At 71.4% G+C, this 12,376-nt stretch carries 14 protein-coding genes; 3 read left to right on the top strand and 11 right to left on the bottom strand.

Annotation, left to right across the window (positions count from 1 at the left end; genetic code table 11):
- Window positions 1-322 precede the first annotated feature (322 nt).
- Window positions 323-526, top strand: coding sequence for a cold-shock protein (locus ACWDUZ_RS13185; protein WP_004984723.1), 204 nt, complete (start codon window positions 323-325; stop codon window positions 524-526).
- Window positions 527-733: 207 nt separating this feature from the next.
- Window positions 734-1,399: a class I SAM-dependent methyltransferase gene (locus ACWDUZ_RS13180; RefSeq protein WP_451631913.1), complete on the top strand. Its 666-nt coding sequence runs from the start codon at window positions 734-736 to the stop codon at window positions 1,397-1,399.
- A 27-nt stretch (window positions 1,400-1,426) separates the two neighbouring features.
- Here the strand turns inward: ACWDUZ_RS13180 and ACWDUZ_RS13175 are convergent, their stop codons facing one another.
- Window positions 1,427-3,400 (bottom strand): AMP-dependent synthetase/ligase, encoded by a 1,974-nt coding sequence (locus ACWDUZ_RS13175; protein ID WP_451631912.1) that lies wholly within the window; start codon window positions 3,398-3,400, stop codon window positions 1,427-1,429.
- A gap of 410 nt (window positions 3,401-3,810) precedes the next feature.
- Here ACWDUZ_RS13175 and ACWDUZ_RS13170 point away from each other — a divergent pair, with 410 nt between their 5' ends.
- Window positions 3,811-4,656: a MaoC family dehydratase gene (locus ACWDUZ_RS13170; protein ID WP_451632007.1), complete on the top strand. Its 846-nt coding sequence runs from the start codon at window positions 3,811-3,813 to the stop codon at window positions 4,654-4,656.
- Here ACWDUZ_RS13170 and ACWDUZ_RS13165 read toward each other — a convergent pair.
- The 10 genes from ACWDUZ_RS13165 to ACWDUZ_RS13120 all read right to left on the bottom strand — a co-directional run bounded on the left by ACWDUZ_RS13165 (window position 4,644) and on the right by ACWDUZ_RS13120 (window position 12,368).
- Window positions 4,644-5,309, bottom strand: coding sequence for a TetR/AcrR family transcriptional regulator (locus ACWDUZ_RS13165; RefSeq protein WP_451631911.1), 666 nt, complete (start codon window positions 5,307-5,309; stop codon window positions 4,644-4,646). The two genes, ACWDUZ_RS13170 and ACWDUZ_RS13165, sit on opposite strands and share 13 nt — an antisense overlap.
- Window positions 5,310-5,381: 72 nt before the next feature.
- On the bottom strand, window positions 5,382-5,681 hold the full coding sequence (locus ACWDUZ_RS13160) for a DUF4229 domain-containing protein (RefSeq protein ID WP_451631910.1): 300 nt from the start codon (window positions 5,679-5,681) through the stop codon (window positions 5,382-5,384).
- A gap of 109 nt (window positions 5,682-5,790) precedes the next feature.
- Complete coding sequence (locus ACWDUZ_RS13155; protein WP_451631909.1) at window positions 5,791-6,324, bottom strand: N-acetyltransferase family protein; 534 nt, start codon at window positions 6,322-6,324, stop codon at window positions 5,791-5,793.
- 16 nt (window positions 6,325-6,340) lie between these two features.
- The gene (locus ACWDUZ_RS13150) at window positions 6,341-7,015 is read right to left on the bottom strand and encodes a UdgX family uracil-DNA binding protein (RefSeq protein ID WP_451631908.1); all 675 of its coding nucleotides are present in this window, start codon (window positions 7,013-7,015) and stop codon (window positions 6,341-6,343) included.
- A 74-nt stretch (window positions 7,016-7,089) separates the two neighbouring features.
- On the bottom strand, window positions 7,090-8,253 hold the full coding sequence (gene mqnE / locus ACWDUZ_RS13145; RefSeq protein ID WP_451631907.1) for an aminofutalosine synthase MqnE: 1,164 nt from the start codon (window positions 8,251-8,253) through the stop codon (window positions 7,090-7,092).
- Window positions 8,254-8,291: 38 nt separating this feature from the next.
- The gene (locus tag ACWDUZ_RS13140; protein WP_451631906.1) at window positions 8,292-8,747 is read right to left on the bottom strand and encodes an Lrp/AsnC family transcriptional regulator; all 456 of its coding nucleotides are present in this window, start codon (window positions 8,745-8,747) and stop codon (window positions 8,292-8,294) included.
- Window positions 8,748-8,814: 67 nt separating this feature from the next.
- On the bottom strand, window positions 8,815-9,489 hold the full coding sequence (locus tag ACWDUZ_RS13135) for a UbiX family flavin prenyltransferase (RefSeq protein ID WP_451631905.1): 675 nt from the start codon (window positions 9,487-9,489) through the stop codon (window positions 8,815-8,817).
- A gap of 28 nt (window positions 9,490-9,517) precedes the next feature.
- Window positions 9,518-10,420: a menaquinone biosynthesis prenyltransferase MqnP gene (gene mqnP, locus ACWDUZ_RS13130; protein WP_451631904.1), complete on the bottom strand. Its 903-nt coding sequence runs from the start codon at window positions 10,418-10,420 to the stop codon at window positions 9,518-9,520.
- Window positions 10,417-11,874: a menaquinone biosynthesis decarboxylase gene (locus tag ACWDUZ_RS13125; RefSeq protein ID WP_451631903.1), complete on the bottom strand. Its 1,458-nt coding sequence runs from the start codon at window positions 11,872-11,874 to the stop codon at window positions 10,417-10,419. The genes mqnP and ACWDUZ_RS13125 overlap by 4 nt, the downstream gene beginning before the upstream one ends.
- Window positions 11,875-11,963: 89 nt before the next feature.
- Window positions 11,964-12,368 carry a hypothetical protein gene (locus ACWDUZ_RS13120; protein WP_451631902.1) on the bottom strand — a complete coding sequence of 135 codons (405 nt, stop codon included), beginning with the start codon at window positions 12,366-12,368 and terminating at the stop codon, window positions 11,964-11,966.
- Between the last annotated feature and the right edge of the window lie 8 nt (window positions 12,369-12,376).

The following is a 12,376-nucleotide window of genomic DNA, read 5'->3' as shown; positions in this document are numbered from 1 at the left end:
ACCCCCTCGACCGGCGCGGGCCCGCCCCGGCTCTCACCCGTCCGGCCGAAGCACCGCTCTACTTCCATCAAATGCTCTGCGTCAACCTCTCGCCAGAGCCTTCAAACGTCCGGGTGACGTGATCTTGACCTCTATTGCGTTCCCACGCCCGCGTGCTAGGCTCGCCACCAAGTTGCAGTTTTGGTTTCCCTTGCAGTACAGAGCCTGCGGAGCATGTGACCGCGGGCTCTGGTCGTTTTCAGACATATGCAGTTGTGCGGCGATCTCGTTTTCACATTGCAGGTTCTGGAGCAGGGCGACCCTTTGGGCCCAAGGAGGGCTTATGGCTACCGGAACCGTGAAGTGGTTCAACGCCGAAAAGGGCTTTGGCTTCATTGCCCAGGAAGGCGGCGGCCCCGACGTCTTCGTCCACTACTCCGCGATCAACGCGACCGGTTTCCGCTCTCTCGAAGAGAACCAGCAGGTGTCCTTCGACGTCACCCAGGGCCCGAAGGGCCCGCAGGCGGAGAACGTCACCCCGGTCTGAGCGAATCTCGCGCAGTACCAGACCTGAGCGCAGTACCCAAGGAGCCCCGCGCCGCAAGGCGACGGGGCTCCTGCCTTTGCGGAACGACGGCCCGTACCCGGGGCCGGCCCCGGATGAATTCTCCGCGAACTCTTTCTCCGCGATCCTCCGAACCGTCCGCCCGCGCGCGGCGTGCGTTGTCAGTGGGCGCCTCTAGAGTCCCCGACCATGACGACGGACTTCCTCACCAGCACCCGGACCTTCTACGACGCCATCGCCGAGGACTACGCCGAGCTCTTCCGCGGGATCGTCGCCGCCACGCCCCTGGACCGGGCGGTGCTCGCGGCCTTCGCGGAGCTCGTGGGGAAGGACGGCGAGGTCGCCGACCTGGGATGCGGGCCCGGACGGGTCACGGCACACCTCGCCGCGCTCGGGATGCGCGTGTTCGGGCTGGACCTGTCGGCGTCGATGCTCGCCATCGCCCGCCGGGAGAACCCGGGGCTGCGGTTCGAGCAGGGTTCGATGCTGGAGCTGGAGCTTCCCGACGGCGGGCTTGCCGGTGTCGTCTCCTGGTACTCCTCCATCCACACGCCCCTGGACCGGCTGCCGGTTCTCTTCGAGGAGTTCCACCGCGTGCTCGCACCGGGCGGGCACCTGCTGATCGCCTTCCAGGTCGGCGACGAGCCGCGCCGTCACGAGCGGCCGTTCGGCCGTCCGGTCTCCCTGGACTTCGAACGGCGGCGGCCGGACCGGATCGCCGCGCTCCTGGCCGGGGCCGGTTTCGCGCTGCGCTCCCGGACCGTGCGCGAGCCGGACGAGGCGCTCGGGGAGCCGGTCCCCCAGGCCTTCCTGATCGCCCGCAAGCCTCCCCTCACGGCTCCGCACGAGGCGTGAGCGCCACCGTCACCGGCCCGGCCGGGCTCACGTCTCGTACAGCCGTTCCACGTCCCGCGCGAAGTCCCGCATGATCGCCTCCCGCCGCAGCTTCATCGACGGGGTCAGATGGCCCGCCGCCTCCGTGAAGTCCACGGGCAGCACGGCGAAGCGGCGGATCGACTCGGGGCGGGAGACCAGCTTGTTGGCCTCGTCCACGGCCCGTTGCAGGATCGCCGCCAGCTCCGGGTCGCCGGTCAGCAGTTCCGGCGGCACCGGGTGCCTGCCGTTCATCCGGCGCCAGTGGGTGATGCCCTCCGGGTCCAGGGTGATCAGCGCGGAGACGTAGGGGCGGCCGTCGCCCAGGACCATGCACTGGGAGATCAGGGGGTGGGAGCGGAGCCAGTTCTCCAGGGGTGCCGGCGCCACGTTCTTGCCGCCCGCCGTGATCAGGATCTCCTTCTTCCGGCCGGTGATCGTCAGATAGCCCTCGTCGTCCAGGCGGCCGATGTCCCCCGTCGGGAACCAGCCGTCGTGCGTCGCGGGGACCACCCCGCCGGCGTTCGGGTCCCAGTAGCCGCGGAACACCTGGTCGCCGCTGAGCAGCACCTCGCCGTCCGCGGCGATGCGCACCCGGGTGCCCGGCAGCGGCCAGCCGACCGTCCCCAGGCGGGGCCGGTCCGGGGGCGTCACCGTGGCCGCGCCCGTGGTCTCCGTCAGTCCGTACCCCTCGTAGACCTCGATGCCCGCCCCGGCGTAGAAGGCGGCCAGGCGGCGGCCCAGCGGGGAGCCGCCGGAGATGACGTGCCGCAGCCGCCCCCCCAGTGCGCCGCGTATCCGGCGGTAGACGAGCGGGTCGTAGAAGGCCCGTGCCGTCCGCAGGACGCGGCTCGGTCCGGGGCCCGTGCCGTGCCGGCGGGCCTCGACGGCCTCGCCGTGGCGGCGGGCCACCCTGGCGGCGCGGTCGAAGGAGGACGCCCGGCCGCTCCGTTCCGCCGTGGCCCGGGCGTTGTTGTAGATCTTCTCCAGCATGTACGGGATGGCCAGCAGGAACGTCGGCCGGAAGCTCGCCAGGTCGGCCAGCAGGTCCTCGGCCGCGAGGCTCGGCGCATGCCCCAGCCGTACCCCGGCCCGGACGCAGGCGACCGCCACCATGCGGCCGAAGACATGCGAGAGGGGGAGGAAGAGAAGCGTCGCGGGCTCCTCCGTCGTCCTGCTCCGGAAGACCGGGTAGAGGAGTTCGATCGCGTTGTCGACCTCGGCCAGGAAGTTGCGGTGGGTCAGTGCGCAGCCCTTCGGGCGGCCCGTCGTGCCGGAGGTGTAGACGAGGGTCGCCAGGGTGTCGGGGCCGAGCATGCCCCGGCGCACGTCCACCTCCTGGTCCGGGACGGTCGCGCCCGCCTCCGCCAGGCGGTCGACGTGGCCCTGCTCGACGACCCAGATGTGGCGCAGGTCCAGCAGGCGGTCGCGTTCCGGGCCGAGGGCCGCCGCCTGCCCGGCCGTCTCGGTCACCAGGGCGACGGCGCCGGAGTCCTGGAGGATCCAACGGGTCTGGAAGAGGGAGGAGGTGGGGTAGACGGGGACGGTGACCAGGCCCGCGGCCCAGGCCGCGAAGTCCAGCAGCGTCCACTCGTAGGTGGTGCGGGCCATGACCGCGATCCGGTCGCCCGGCATCAGGCCCTCGGCGATCAGGCCCTGCGCCACCGACCGCACCTGGTCGGCGAACTGTTGTGCCGTCAGATGGGTCCAGCCGCCGCCCGCGGCCCGCCGGCTCAGGACCCGGCGGGCCGGGTCCGCGGCCGCGTTCTCGAACGGCAGGTCGGCCAGCGAGCCGTGCGTCACCCGCGACACCAGCGGCGGTACGTACGCCTCGCGCACCTCGCCGTTCAGCCGCCGGGTCTCCGGCGCGACGAGCACCGGGCCGCCCTCGGGGTCGTAGTCGTAGCCGTGGTCGCGCTCCGGGGCGGACGGCGGCACGGCGGAGCCGGAGGGCGACGGGGACGACGAGTACGAGATGGGCATGGCAGCTCCTGGGGCCGGCGGCGACTGCCGCTCTGCTGCATAGGGGTACGCGCGGTGCGGACCGAGTCGTTCACCGGTGGTGCGTGCGCGGCTGTGCGGTCTTCGGTGTTACCGCCGGTTGCATGCGGATCGTACGGCGCGCTCGTGGGGAGTCCGTGCGGGTTCGGGGCGGGTTGGGAGATGGTCCGGGAACGGGGCTGTGCAATCTTGGACGTCAGCAAGCGGTGTCCGCGGGCCGCTCCGCGGGCGATGTCGCGCACGGGGCTCGTCCCGGTCGGCTCCTCATCCACGACATGGCCTTACCTTCGGTAACATTACTCTAGAGTAAGTACATCCTCAGTCGCACGGGAGTCGCACATGGCCGCAGGCCCTCGGCTGATCGAGGCCGGCCCACAGGGACGGGGGGCGTGATGCGTATCGTCCTCACCGGGCCTCCCGCACTTCCGCCCCTCCTCCTGCGCGGGGCCCTGCTGTCGCCCTTCAAGCGGCCCGGCGCCGGCGGCGGGTTTCCGCGCGTCCGGCTCGTCCTGCCGGGGCTGCGCGCCGACCCGGCCCGCCTGGCGGCGTACGAACAGGTGTGCGGGTTCGCTGCCGGTCCCGCCGGGGACGGCACCCTGCCGGTGACGTATCCGCAGGTGCTCGGCTTTCCGCTCGCCATGCGGCTGATGAGCGGACGGGACTTCCCGCTGCCGCTGCTCGGCCTCGTCCACACCTCGCTGGAGATCACGCGGCACCGGGCGCTCGCGGCCACCGGAGAGTACGAACTGACCGTGTACGTCGAGGGGACGGTGCTGCACCGGCGGGGCACGGAGGCCGTCGTCGTGACGGAGATGCGGGCCGGCGGGGACGTCGTCTGGGAGTCGAGGAGCCGGTATCTGGCCCGGCACCGCACGGGGCACGGGACCCCCGAGCCGGCCGGGGAGGCACGGCGGCCCCTTCCCGCCGTCGCCCAGTGGCACCTGCCCGGCGACCTCGGACGGCGGTACGGCGCCGCGTCCGGCGACCGCAACCCGATCCACCTCCACCCGCTCACCGCCCGGCCGTTCGGCTTCCCCCGCGCGATCGCGCACGGCATGTGGACCGTGGCCCGCTGTCTCGCCGCGCGCGGCACGTCCGACTCCTGCGCCGTACGCGCCGAGTTCCGGGCGCCGGTGCTGCTGCCGGGGACGGTGACGTACGCGGCGCGGGGCCGGCGATTCGAACTGCGGGACCGGTCGGACCGGGTGCGGGTGGCCGGGGAGGTCTATCCCTTGTGACCCACGGGCCGCTCCCCCGGTGGCGACCAGACCCGGCCCTCCATGAGGTTGCCCAGGCCGGCCCAGGCGAAGTTCATCAAGGTGGCCGCGGCCTGGCGGGCGGTGACGCCCGGGGTGGTGTTGGCCCAGGCGGCCAGGGACTCGGCGGCGCCGACCAGGGCCTCGGCGAGCCCGGCGACCTCACGCTCGGGCAGATCGGGGTCGCCGTGGGCGTCCCGGGCCGTGACGGCGATCAGCTGGGTGACGAAGGCCACGATCTCCGCACGCATCGCGGCCACCTCGGACGCGAACGGCTCACCGTGCGTGCGCGCCTGGAGGTGCAGCACCGCCCAGCCGTCCGGGTGTCGCGCGGTGTGCGTGAAGAACGCCCGCAGCCCCTCCCAGAGCTGCCGGTCGGCGGGCGCGTCGACGCGCACCCCGGCGCGCACGGCGTCGGTCAGCGCGGCGGCCTCACGGCGTATGCAGGCGCTGAAGAGGTCTTCCTTGGAGTTCAGATACAGGTAGACCAACGGCTTGGAGACGCCCGCGAGTTCGGCGATCTCGTCCATGGACGCGGCCATGTATCCGCGCCGCCCGAAGGTCCGTACGGCGGCGTCGAGCATCTGCTGTTCGCGAACGGCCCGCGGCATCCGCTTGGTCTTCACGGCACCCATGGGGGCAAGCCTACGGTTCGCCGCGCCGCCCGCAGATCCCGGAAGCGGCCGTGCGCGGTCGTTCCGGCCGGATCAGGACGCCTGGGACCGGGCCCGCGCCTGCTCGTCCGCCAGGTCCTCCACCCCGGCGCTGGCCTCCATGTTCGCCTTCATCCGGTCCACCCGCCGGGCGACCTGCGCCGAGGCCCGGTCCCGCTCCTTGCGCAGGGCGACGAAGCTGATCGGGGCCGAAACGACCAGGGCGAGCAGGGCGATCCACAGGCCGTTGGAGCTGCCGAGGCCGCGCGGGGCGATGCCGAGTCGGACGAGGCCCCAGACGACCACGAGGCAGCCCACGAAGATCCCGAGGCGCATCAGTGTGTAGCGGAGCATCTCAATCCACTCTTCCGTATCCATGGGGGGAGAAGGTCCAACGGCCCAGCATTCAGTGAAGCACGCCCGGCACCGGATCTTTCACGGGGGTGCCAAAGCGGGCAAACCCTCAGGCCAGCGGCAGAAGCATGATCACGTCGTCGCGTTCGTCGCCGGGTGCGACGCGGATGGCGCCGGGCACCCGGCCGACCTCCTTGTAGCCGCAGGAGGCGTAGAACCGCTCCAGGCCGAGCCCACCCCGGCAGGTGAGCCGGATCGCCTCGATGCCGTCGATGCCGCGGGCCGCGTCCTCGGCGGCCGCCAGCAGGTCCCGTCCGTGGCCGCGGCCCTGGTGCCGGGGGTGCACCAGGGCCGTGTAGAGCCACAGCCAGTGGGTCATCAGCCGATGGGTGTTGCGGGTCAGGAAGGCCGTCGCGGCGACGCGGCCCTCCTCGTCGTGGCCGACCAGGAGCCGGGCGCGGCCCTCGGCCATCGCCACGAAGTGCCGCACCAGCTCGGCCCGGATCTCCTCGCGCGTCACCGGGGTCACCGGCGCCACGAAGCCGACCGCGCCGCCCGCGTCCGTCACGTCGCTCCACAGGTCGAGGATGCCGTCGCGCAGCGCGCGGTTCACGGAGGGGTCGAGCGTGAAAGTAAGGGGCATGAGGCGAGTGTATCTATTACGCCAGGGCCCTCGCCGCCACTTTCAGATCCGCGACCAGCCCCCCATAGGCCGCCTTTCGGTCCTCGTCGTCCTGCGCCCGCAGCACCGACGACGGATGCACGGTCGGCACCAGCCGCTCCGGCCGCCCGTGGATCTCCCGTTCCAGGACGGTGCCGCGCACCTCGCCCACCCGGAACGACGGACCGAGCAGCGCCTTCCCGGCGGTCGCCCCGAGCACCACGATCAGCTCGGGGTCCACGACCGTCAGCTCGGCGGCGAGCCACGGCCCGCACGCCGTCATCTCCCGCAGGCTCGGCGCCTTGTGGATACGGCGCTTGCGCGGCTCGGCCCGGGTGAACTTGAAGTGCTTGACGGCGTTGGTGACGTACGCCTCGCCGGGGTCGATGCCCGCCTCGGCCAGCGCCCGGTCCAGCAGCCGCCCCGCGGGCCCGACGAACGGCTTGCCCTGCCGGTCCTCCTGGTCCCCCGGCTGCTCGCCGACCAGCATGACCCGGGCGTCCGCGTTCCCGGCGCCGAACACCGTCTGCGTGGCGTTCAGATGCAGCGGACAGCCCCGGCAGTCGGCGGCGGCCCGGCGCAGCGCCGGCAGCCCGCCGCGCTGCGGCACGAAGGGCTCGGCGGTGTACGCCTCCTCGGGCGCGCCGGCGCCCGCCGATGTACGTGGACTCACGCCCGCCGGGTACCGCGCCCCGATGGGCTCACACCCGCGCCGGCGGCGGGCTCACATCCGGGTGCGCGACGAGCTCACACCCGCATGGGCTGCGGCGACTCGCGGCGCGCCGGGTCCGGGCCGTCGAACTCCCGGATGATCTCGTAGCGCGTGTTGCGCTCGACCGGGCGGAAGCCCGCGTCACGGATCAGCTCCAGCAGGTCCTCGCGGGTCAGCTTGTTCGGGGTGCCGAAGTCGTCCGCGTCGTGCGTGATCTTGTACTCGACCACCGAGCCGTCCATGTCGTCCGCGCCGTGCTGGAGCGCGAGCTGGGCGGTCTGCACGCCGTGCATCACCCAGAACACCTTCACATGCGGGACGTTGTCGAACAGCAGCCGGGAGACGGCGAAGGTCTTCAGCGCCTCCGCACCGGTGGCCATCGTCGTGCGGGCCTGGAGCCGGTTGCGGACCTTGCCGTCCTTCATGTCGACGAAGTCGTGCTGGTAGCGCAGCGGGATGAAGACCTGGAAGCCGCCGGTCTCGTCCTGGAGTTCACGCAGCCGCAGCACGTGGTCGACGCGGTGGCGGGGCTCCTCGATGTGGCCGTAGAGCATGGTGCACGGGGTCTTCAGGCCCTTCTCGTGCGCCAGGCGGTGGATCCGCGACCAGTCCTCCCAGTGGGTGCGGTGGCCCACGATGTGCTGACGGACCTCCCAGTCGAAGATCTCCGCGCCGCCGCCGGTCAGCGACTCCAGGCCGGCGTCGATCAGCTCGTCGAGGATCTCGGAGGCGGAGAGCCCGGAGATGGTCTCGAAGTGGTGGATCTCGGTGGCCGTGAACGCCTTCAGCGACACGCCGGGGAGGGCCGCCTTGAGCTCGCGCAGGGAGCGCGGGTAGTAGCGCCAGGGCAGGTTGGGGTGGAGGCCGTTGACGATGTGCAGCTCGGTGAGGTTCTCCGACTCCATCGCCTTGGCGAGCTTCACCGCCTCCTCGATGCGCATCGTGTACGCGTCCTTCTCGCCCGGCTTGCGCTGGAAGGAGCAGTACGCGCAGGACGCGGTGCACACGTTCGTCATGTTGAGGTGCCGGTTGACGTTGAAGTGCACCACGTCGCCGTTCATGCGGGTGCGCACCTCGTGCGCCAGGCCGCCGAGCCAGGCCAGGTCGTCCGACTCGTACAGCGCGATGCCGTCCTCACGGGTCAGCCGCTCACCGGAACGGACCTTCTCCTCCAGCTCGCGCTTGAGCCCGACGTCCATGCCAACACCTTTCTCCGACAGCACGCCCAACCCTATGCCTACACCTCCTCCGGCAGCTCCCCGACCCGGTTCTCCCACTTCGTGGACAGCACGATGGTGGTACGGGTCCGGGAGACGCCCTTGGTGCCGGACAGCCGCCGGATGATCCTCTCCAGACCGTCGACGTCCGCGGCACGCACCTTGAGCATGTAGGAGTCGTCGCCCGCGATGAACCAGCAGTCCTCGATCTCGGGCAGATCCTTCAGCCGCTGCGCCACGTCCTCGTGGTCGGCAGCGTCCGAGAGCGAGATGCCGATCAGGGCGGTGACGCCGAGACCGAGCGAGGCGGCGTCCACGGTGGCCCGGTAGCCGGTGATGACACCGGCCGCCTCCAGCCGGTTGATGCGGTCGGTGACGCTCGGTCCCGACAGTCCGACGAGGCGCCCCAGCTCCGCGTAGGAGGCCCGGCCGTTCTCCCTCAGAGCCTGGATGAGCTGCCTGTCCACCGCGTCCATGCGATCGAGCCTTCCGCTGAAGAGTTCTGATGAGGTGACAAGGGATGGGTGGGAGCTGGACGCGGGCTCAGGCGGTGCCGCCGGCGCCGCCGAGTCCGCCCTCCCACCGCCGGTAGAGGGTGTGCGCGACTCCCACCGCGTCGAGCACGCGGCCGGCGACGAAGTCCACCAGGTCCTGGATGTGCGTCGCCCCCGCGTAGAAGGCCGGAGAGGCGGGCAGGACGGTGGCGCCCGCGTCGTCCAGTGCGACCAGGTGCCGCAGCGTCGGTCCGTTCAACGGGGTCTCCCGAACGGCCACGACCAGCGGCCGGCGCTCCTTCAGGGTGACGCTCGCCATCCGCTGCAGCAGGTCCTTCGACAGTCCGAGCGCGACCCCGGCCACGCAGGCCGTGGAGGCCGGCACGATGAGCATGCCCTTCGCGGGGTACGACCCCGACGACGGCCCCGCGGCCAGGTCGCCGGCGTTCCAGTACCGCACCCGGTCGACGTCGGCGTCGAAGGCGCCCGGCTTGCCGTCGGCCCCGCGCGCCAGCCATTCGCGCAGGTCGTCGCGCCAGTGGGCGTCCCGGAAGGAGATGCCGGTCTCGTCGAGCAGGGTCAGTCGCGAGGCCCGGCTGACCACCAGGTCGACACTCTCCCCGGCGTCCAGCAACGCCCGCAGCACAGCGGCCGCGTACGGCGTCCCGGACGCACCGGACACCCCCACGATCCAAGGCGTGCGCTGCGTTTCTCCTGCGTTCACGTCTTGAGCGTACCGGGATGCGGGGTACTCAGACCGACAGGCCCCGCACCAGCAGGTCCAGCAGCGCGCACAGGAACAGGGCGATCCCGATGAACCCGTTGACGCTGAAGAACGCCCTGTTCAGGCGGGACAGGTCGTGCGGGCGGACGATCGAGTGCTCGTAGACGAAGGCGCCCGCCACCACGACCAGGCCCAGCCAGAAGAAGGTGCCCGCGCCGGTGACGACCGCGTACCAGACGAGCAGCGCGGTGGTGACGGTGTGGCAGGCCCTGGCTCCCCAGATGGCGGCCGGGATGCCGAATCGGGCCGGGACCGACCGCACGCCGATCTCACGGTCGGTCTCGACGTCCTGGCAGGCGTAGATCAGGTCGAAGCCGCCGATCCAGATGCCGACGGCCAGGCCGAGGACCACCGCCTTCCAGTTCCACTCGCCGCTGATCGCCAGCCAGCCGCCGATCGGGCCCATCGCCTGGGCCAGGCCCAGGATGGCCTGCGGGAAGTCGGTGAACCTCTTGCCGTAGGGGTAGACCACCATCGGGATCACCGCGATGGGGGCGAGGGCCAGGCAGAGCGGGTTGAGCAGGGCGGCGGCGGCCAGGAAGACCACGACGGCGATCAGGGCGCCCGTCCAGGCGTGGCGGACGGACATCGTGCCGGTCACCAGTTCGCGGTGCGCGGTGCGGGGGTTGCGGGCGTCGATCTCCCGGTCGATGATCCGGTTGACCGCCATGGCGAAGGTGCGCAGACCCACCATGCAGACGGTGACCAGCAGCAGCCGCTCCCAGTGGATGTTCCGGTCCCACGTGTACATCGCCGTCAGCGCGGCGATGTACGCGAAGGGCAGCGCGAACACCGAGTGCTCGATCATCACCAGGCGCAGGAACGCCTTGGTGCGTCCCGGTTGCGGAAGTGCCGCGGAGGCGCTGCTCACAGGCCGTACTCCTTCCAGCGGCGGTCCACCAGGGCCGCCGTATCGGGGTCCGACAGGACCATGTCCGGCCACCCGCCGTCTCGCGTGTAGCCCTCCTCGGGCCATTTCCTGGTCGCGTCGATGCCCGCCTTGCCTCCCCAGAACTGCTGGTAGGAGGCGTGGTCGAGGTGGTCGACGGGGCCCTCGGCGACCGTGAGGTCGCGGGCGTAGTCCGTGTTGCCCAGGGCCCGCCAGGCGACCTCGTGCAGATCGTGCACGTCGCAGTCGGCGTCGACGACCACGATCAGCTTGGTCAGCGACATCATGTGCGCCCCCCAGATCGCGTGCATCACCTTCTGGGCGTGCTTGGGGTACTTCTTGTCGATCGAGACGATCGCGCAGTTGTGGAAGCCGCCCGCCTCGGGCAGGTGGTAGTCCACGATGTCCGGCACGATGATCTTCAGCAGGGGCAGGAAGAAGCGCTCCGTCGCGCGGCCCAGCGGACCGTCCTCCGTCGGGGGGCGCCCGACCACGATCGACTGGAGCAGCGGGCGCCTGCGCATCGTCACGCAGTCGATGGTCAGCGCCGGGAACGGCTCCTGCGGGGTGTAGAAGCCGGTGTGGTCGCCGAACGGCCCCTCCGGCAGCATCTCGCCGGGCTCCAGCCAGCCCTCCAGAACGACCTCGGCCTGCGCGGGCACCTGCAGCGGCACGGTCTTGCAGTCGACCATCTCGATCCGCCTGCCCGCGACGAACCCCGCGAACAGGTACTCGTCGATGTCACCGGGCAGCGGGGCGGTGGAGGCGTACGTCACGGCGGGCGGGCACCCGAAGGCGATGGCGACCGGCAGCCGCTCGCCCCTCCTGGCCGCCACCTGGTAGTGGTTGCGGCTGTCCTTGTGGATCTGCCAGTGCATGCCGATGGTGCGCCTGTCGTGGCGCTGGAGGCGGTACAGCCCGAGGTTGCGCACCCCGCTGACCGGGTCCTTGGTGTGGGTCAGCCCGAGGTTGAAGAAGGACCCGCCGTCCTTCGGCCAGGTGAACAGGGCCGGCAGCCGGTCGAGGTCGACCTCGTCGCCGCGCAGCACGACCTCCTGCACGGGCGCGCTGTCGCTCTTCACCTTCTTCGGCGGTACGTGCGTCATCGCGCCGAGCTTGCCGAACGCCTCGCGCACGCCCACGAACCCGTGCGGCAGTTCGGGCTTGAGCAGCCCGCCGATCCGGTCGCTGATCTCGGCGTACGACTTCAGGCCGAGCGCCTTCAGCAGCCGTCGATCGGTGCCGTAGACGTTCATGGCCAGCGGCATGGCCGAGCCCTTCACGTTCTCGAAGAGCAACGCGGGGCCGCCGGACTTCTGCACCCGGTCGACGATCTCCCCGACCTCCAGGTAGGGGTCGACCTCGGCCTTGATGCGCTTGAGGTCGCCCTCGCGCTCCAGCGCCCTGAGCAGGGAGCGCAGATCGTCGTAAGCCATGCGCACCAGTATCTGCCACGCACCACCGGGGTCCCGTCACCGGGGCTGCCGTCAGGGCTCGTTGCCGCCGGGGACCCGGCGTCCGTGCCTCACGGCTCGGCCGCCAGCTGTTCGATCAGCCGCTCGAACCGGGTGCGCCAGGCCGCCTCCGAGTCCTGCTCGCCCTGGAACTCGTGGGTGAAGCGCAGGACGCACGCCTGGTCGCCGTCCCGTTCCAGGTGGAAGCGGAGACGGCCGCCGTCCTCCAACGTGTACTCGGCGATCCGGTCCACGTCCCACGCGGTGACCCGCCCGCTGCCCAGGCCCCGCAGGGTGACCTCGCCACCGAGCCGGGGCTGGAGTTCGTCGGCGGCGGTGAACCATCCTGCGAGCCCCTCGGAGGTCGCCAGCGTCGGCCAGACCTTCCCCATCGGCCGGGGAAGCCGCACCACGAAGTGCAGCAGATGGGTGTTCCCGTGGGTCTGGCTGGTGCCCTGTTCGATGGAACCGGTCATGACACCAG

It is taken from the genome of Streptomyces sp. NPDC003393 (assembly GCF_053589015.1).
Note: the sequence above shows the minus strand (reverse complement) of the source record. Positions and strands in the feature narration are given on the sequence as shown.

What these genes read in the sequence shown, in the direction of transcription:
- ACWDUZ_RS13185 (WP_004984723.1), top strand. Translation starts at nt 323, where the DNA reads ATGGCTACCGGAACCGTGAAGTGGTTCAACGCCGAAAAGGGCTTTGGC.
- ACWDUZ_RS13180 (WP_451631913.1), top strand. Translation starts at nt 734, where the DNA reads ATGACGACGGACTTCCTCACCAGCACCCGGACCTTCTACGACGCCATC.
- ACWDUZ_RS13175 (WP_451631912.1), bottom strand. Translation starts at nt 3,400, where the DNA reads ATGCCCATCTCGTACTCGTCGTCCCCGTCGCCCTCCGGCTCCGCCGTG.
- ACWDUZ_RS13170 (WP_451632007.1), top strand. Translation starts at nt 3,811, where the DNA reads ATGCGTATCGTCCTCACCGGGCCTCCCGCACTTCCGCCCCTCCTCCTG.
- ACWDUZ_RS13165 (WP_451631911.1), bottom strand. Translation starts at nt 5,309, where the DNA reads ATGGGTGCCGTGAAGACCAAGCGGATGCCGCGGGCCGTTCGCGAACAG.
- ACWDUZ_RS13160 (WP_451631910.1), bottom strand. Translation starts at nt 5,681, where the DNA reads ATGCTCCGCTACACACTGATGCGCCTCGGGATCTTCGTGGGCTGCCTC.
- ACWDUZ_RS13155 (WP_451631909.1), bottom strand. Translation starts at nt 6,324, where the DNA reads ATGCCCCTTACTTTCACGCTCGACCCCTCCGTGAACCGCGCGCTGCGC.
- mqnE (WP_451631907.1), bottom strand. Translation starts at nt 8,253, where the DNA reads ATGGACGTCGGGCTCAAGCGCGAGCTGGAGGAGAAGGTCCGTTCCGGT.
- ACWDUZ_RS13140 (WP_451631906.1), bottom strand. Translation starts at nt 8,747, where the DNA reads ATGGACGCGGTGGACAGGCAGCTCATCCAGGCTCTGAGGGAGAACGGC.
- ACWDUZ_RS13125 (WP_451631903.1), bottom strand. Translation starts at nt 11,874, where the DNA reads ATGGCTTACGACGATCTGCGCTCCCTGCTCAGGGCGCTGGAGCGCGAG.
- ACWDUZ_RS13120 (WP_451631902.1), bottom strand. Translation starts at nt 12,368, where the DNA reads ATGACCGGTTCCATCGAACAGGGCACCAGCCAGACCCACGGGAACACC.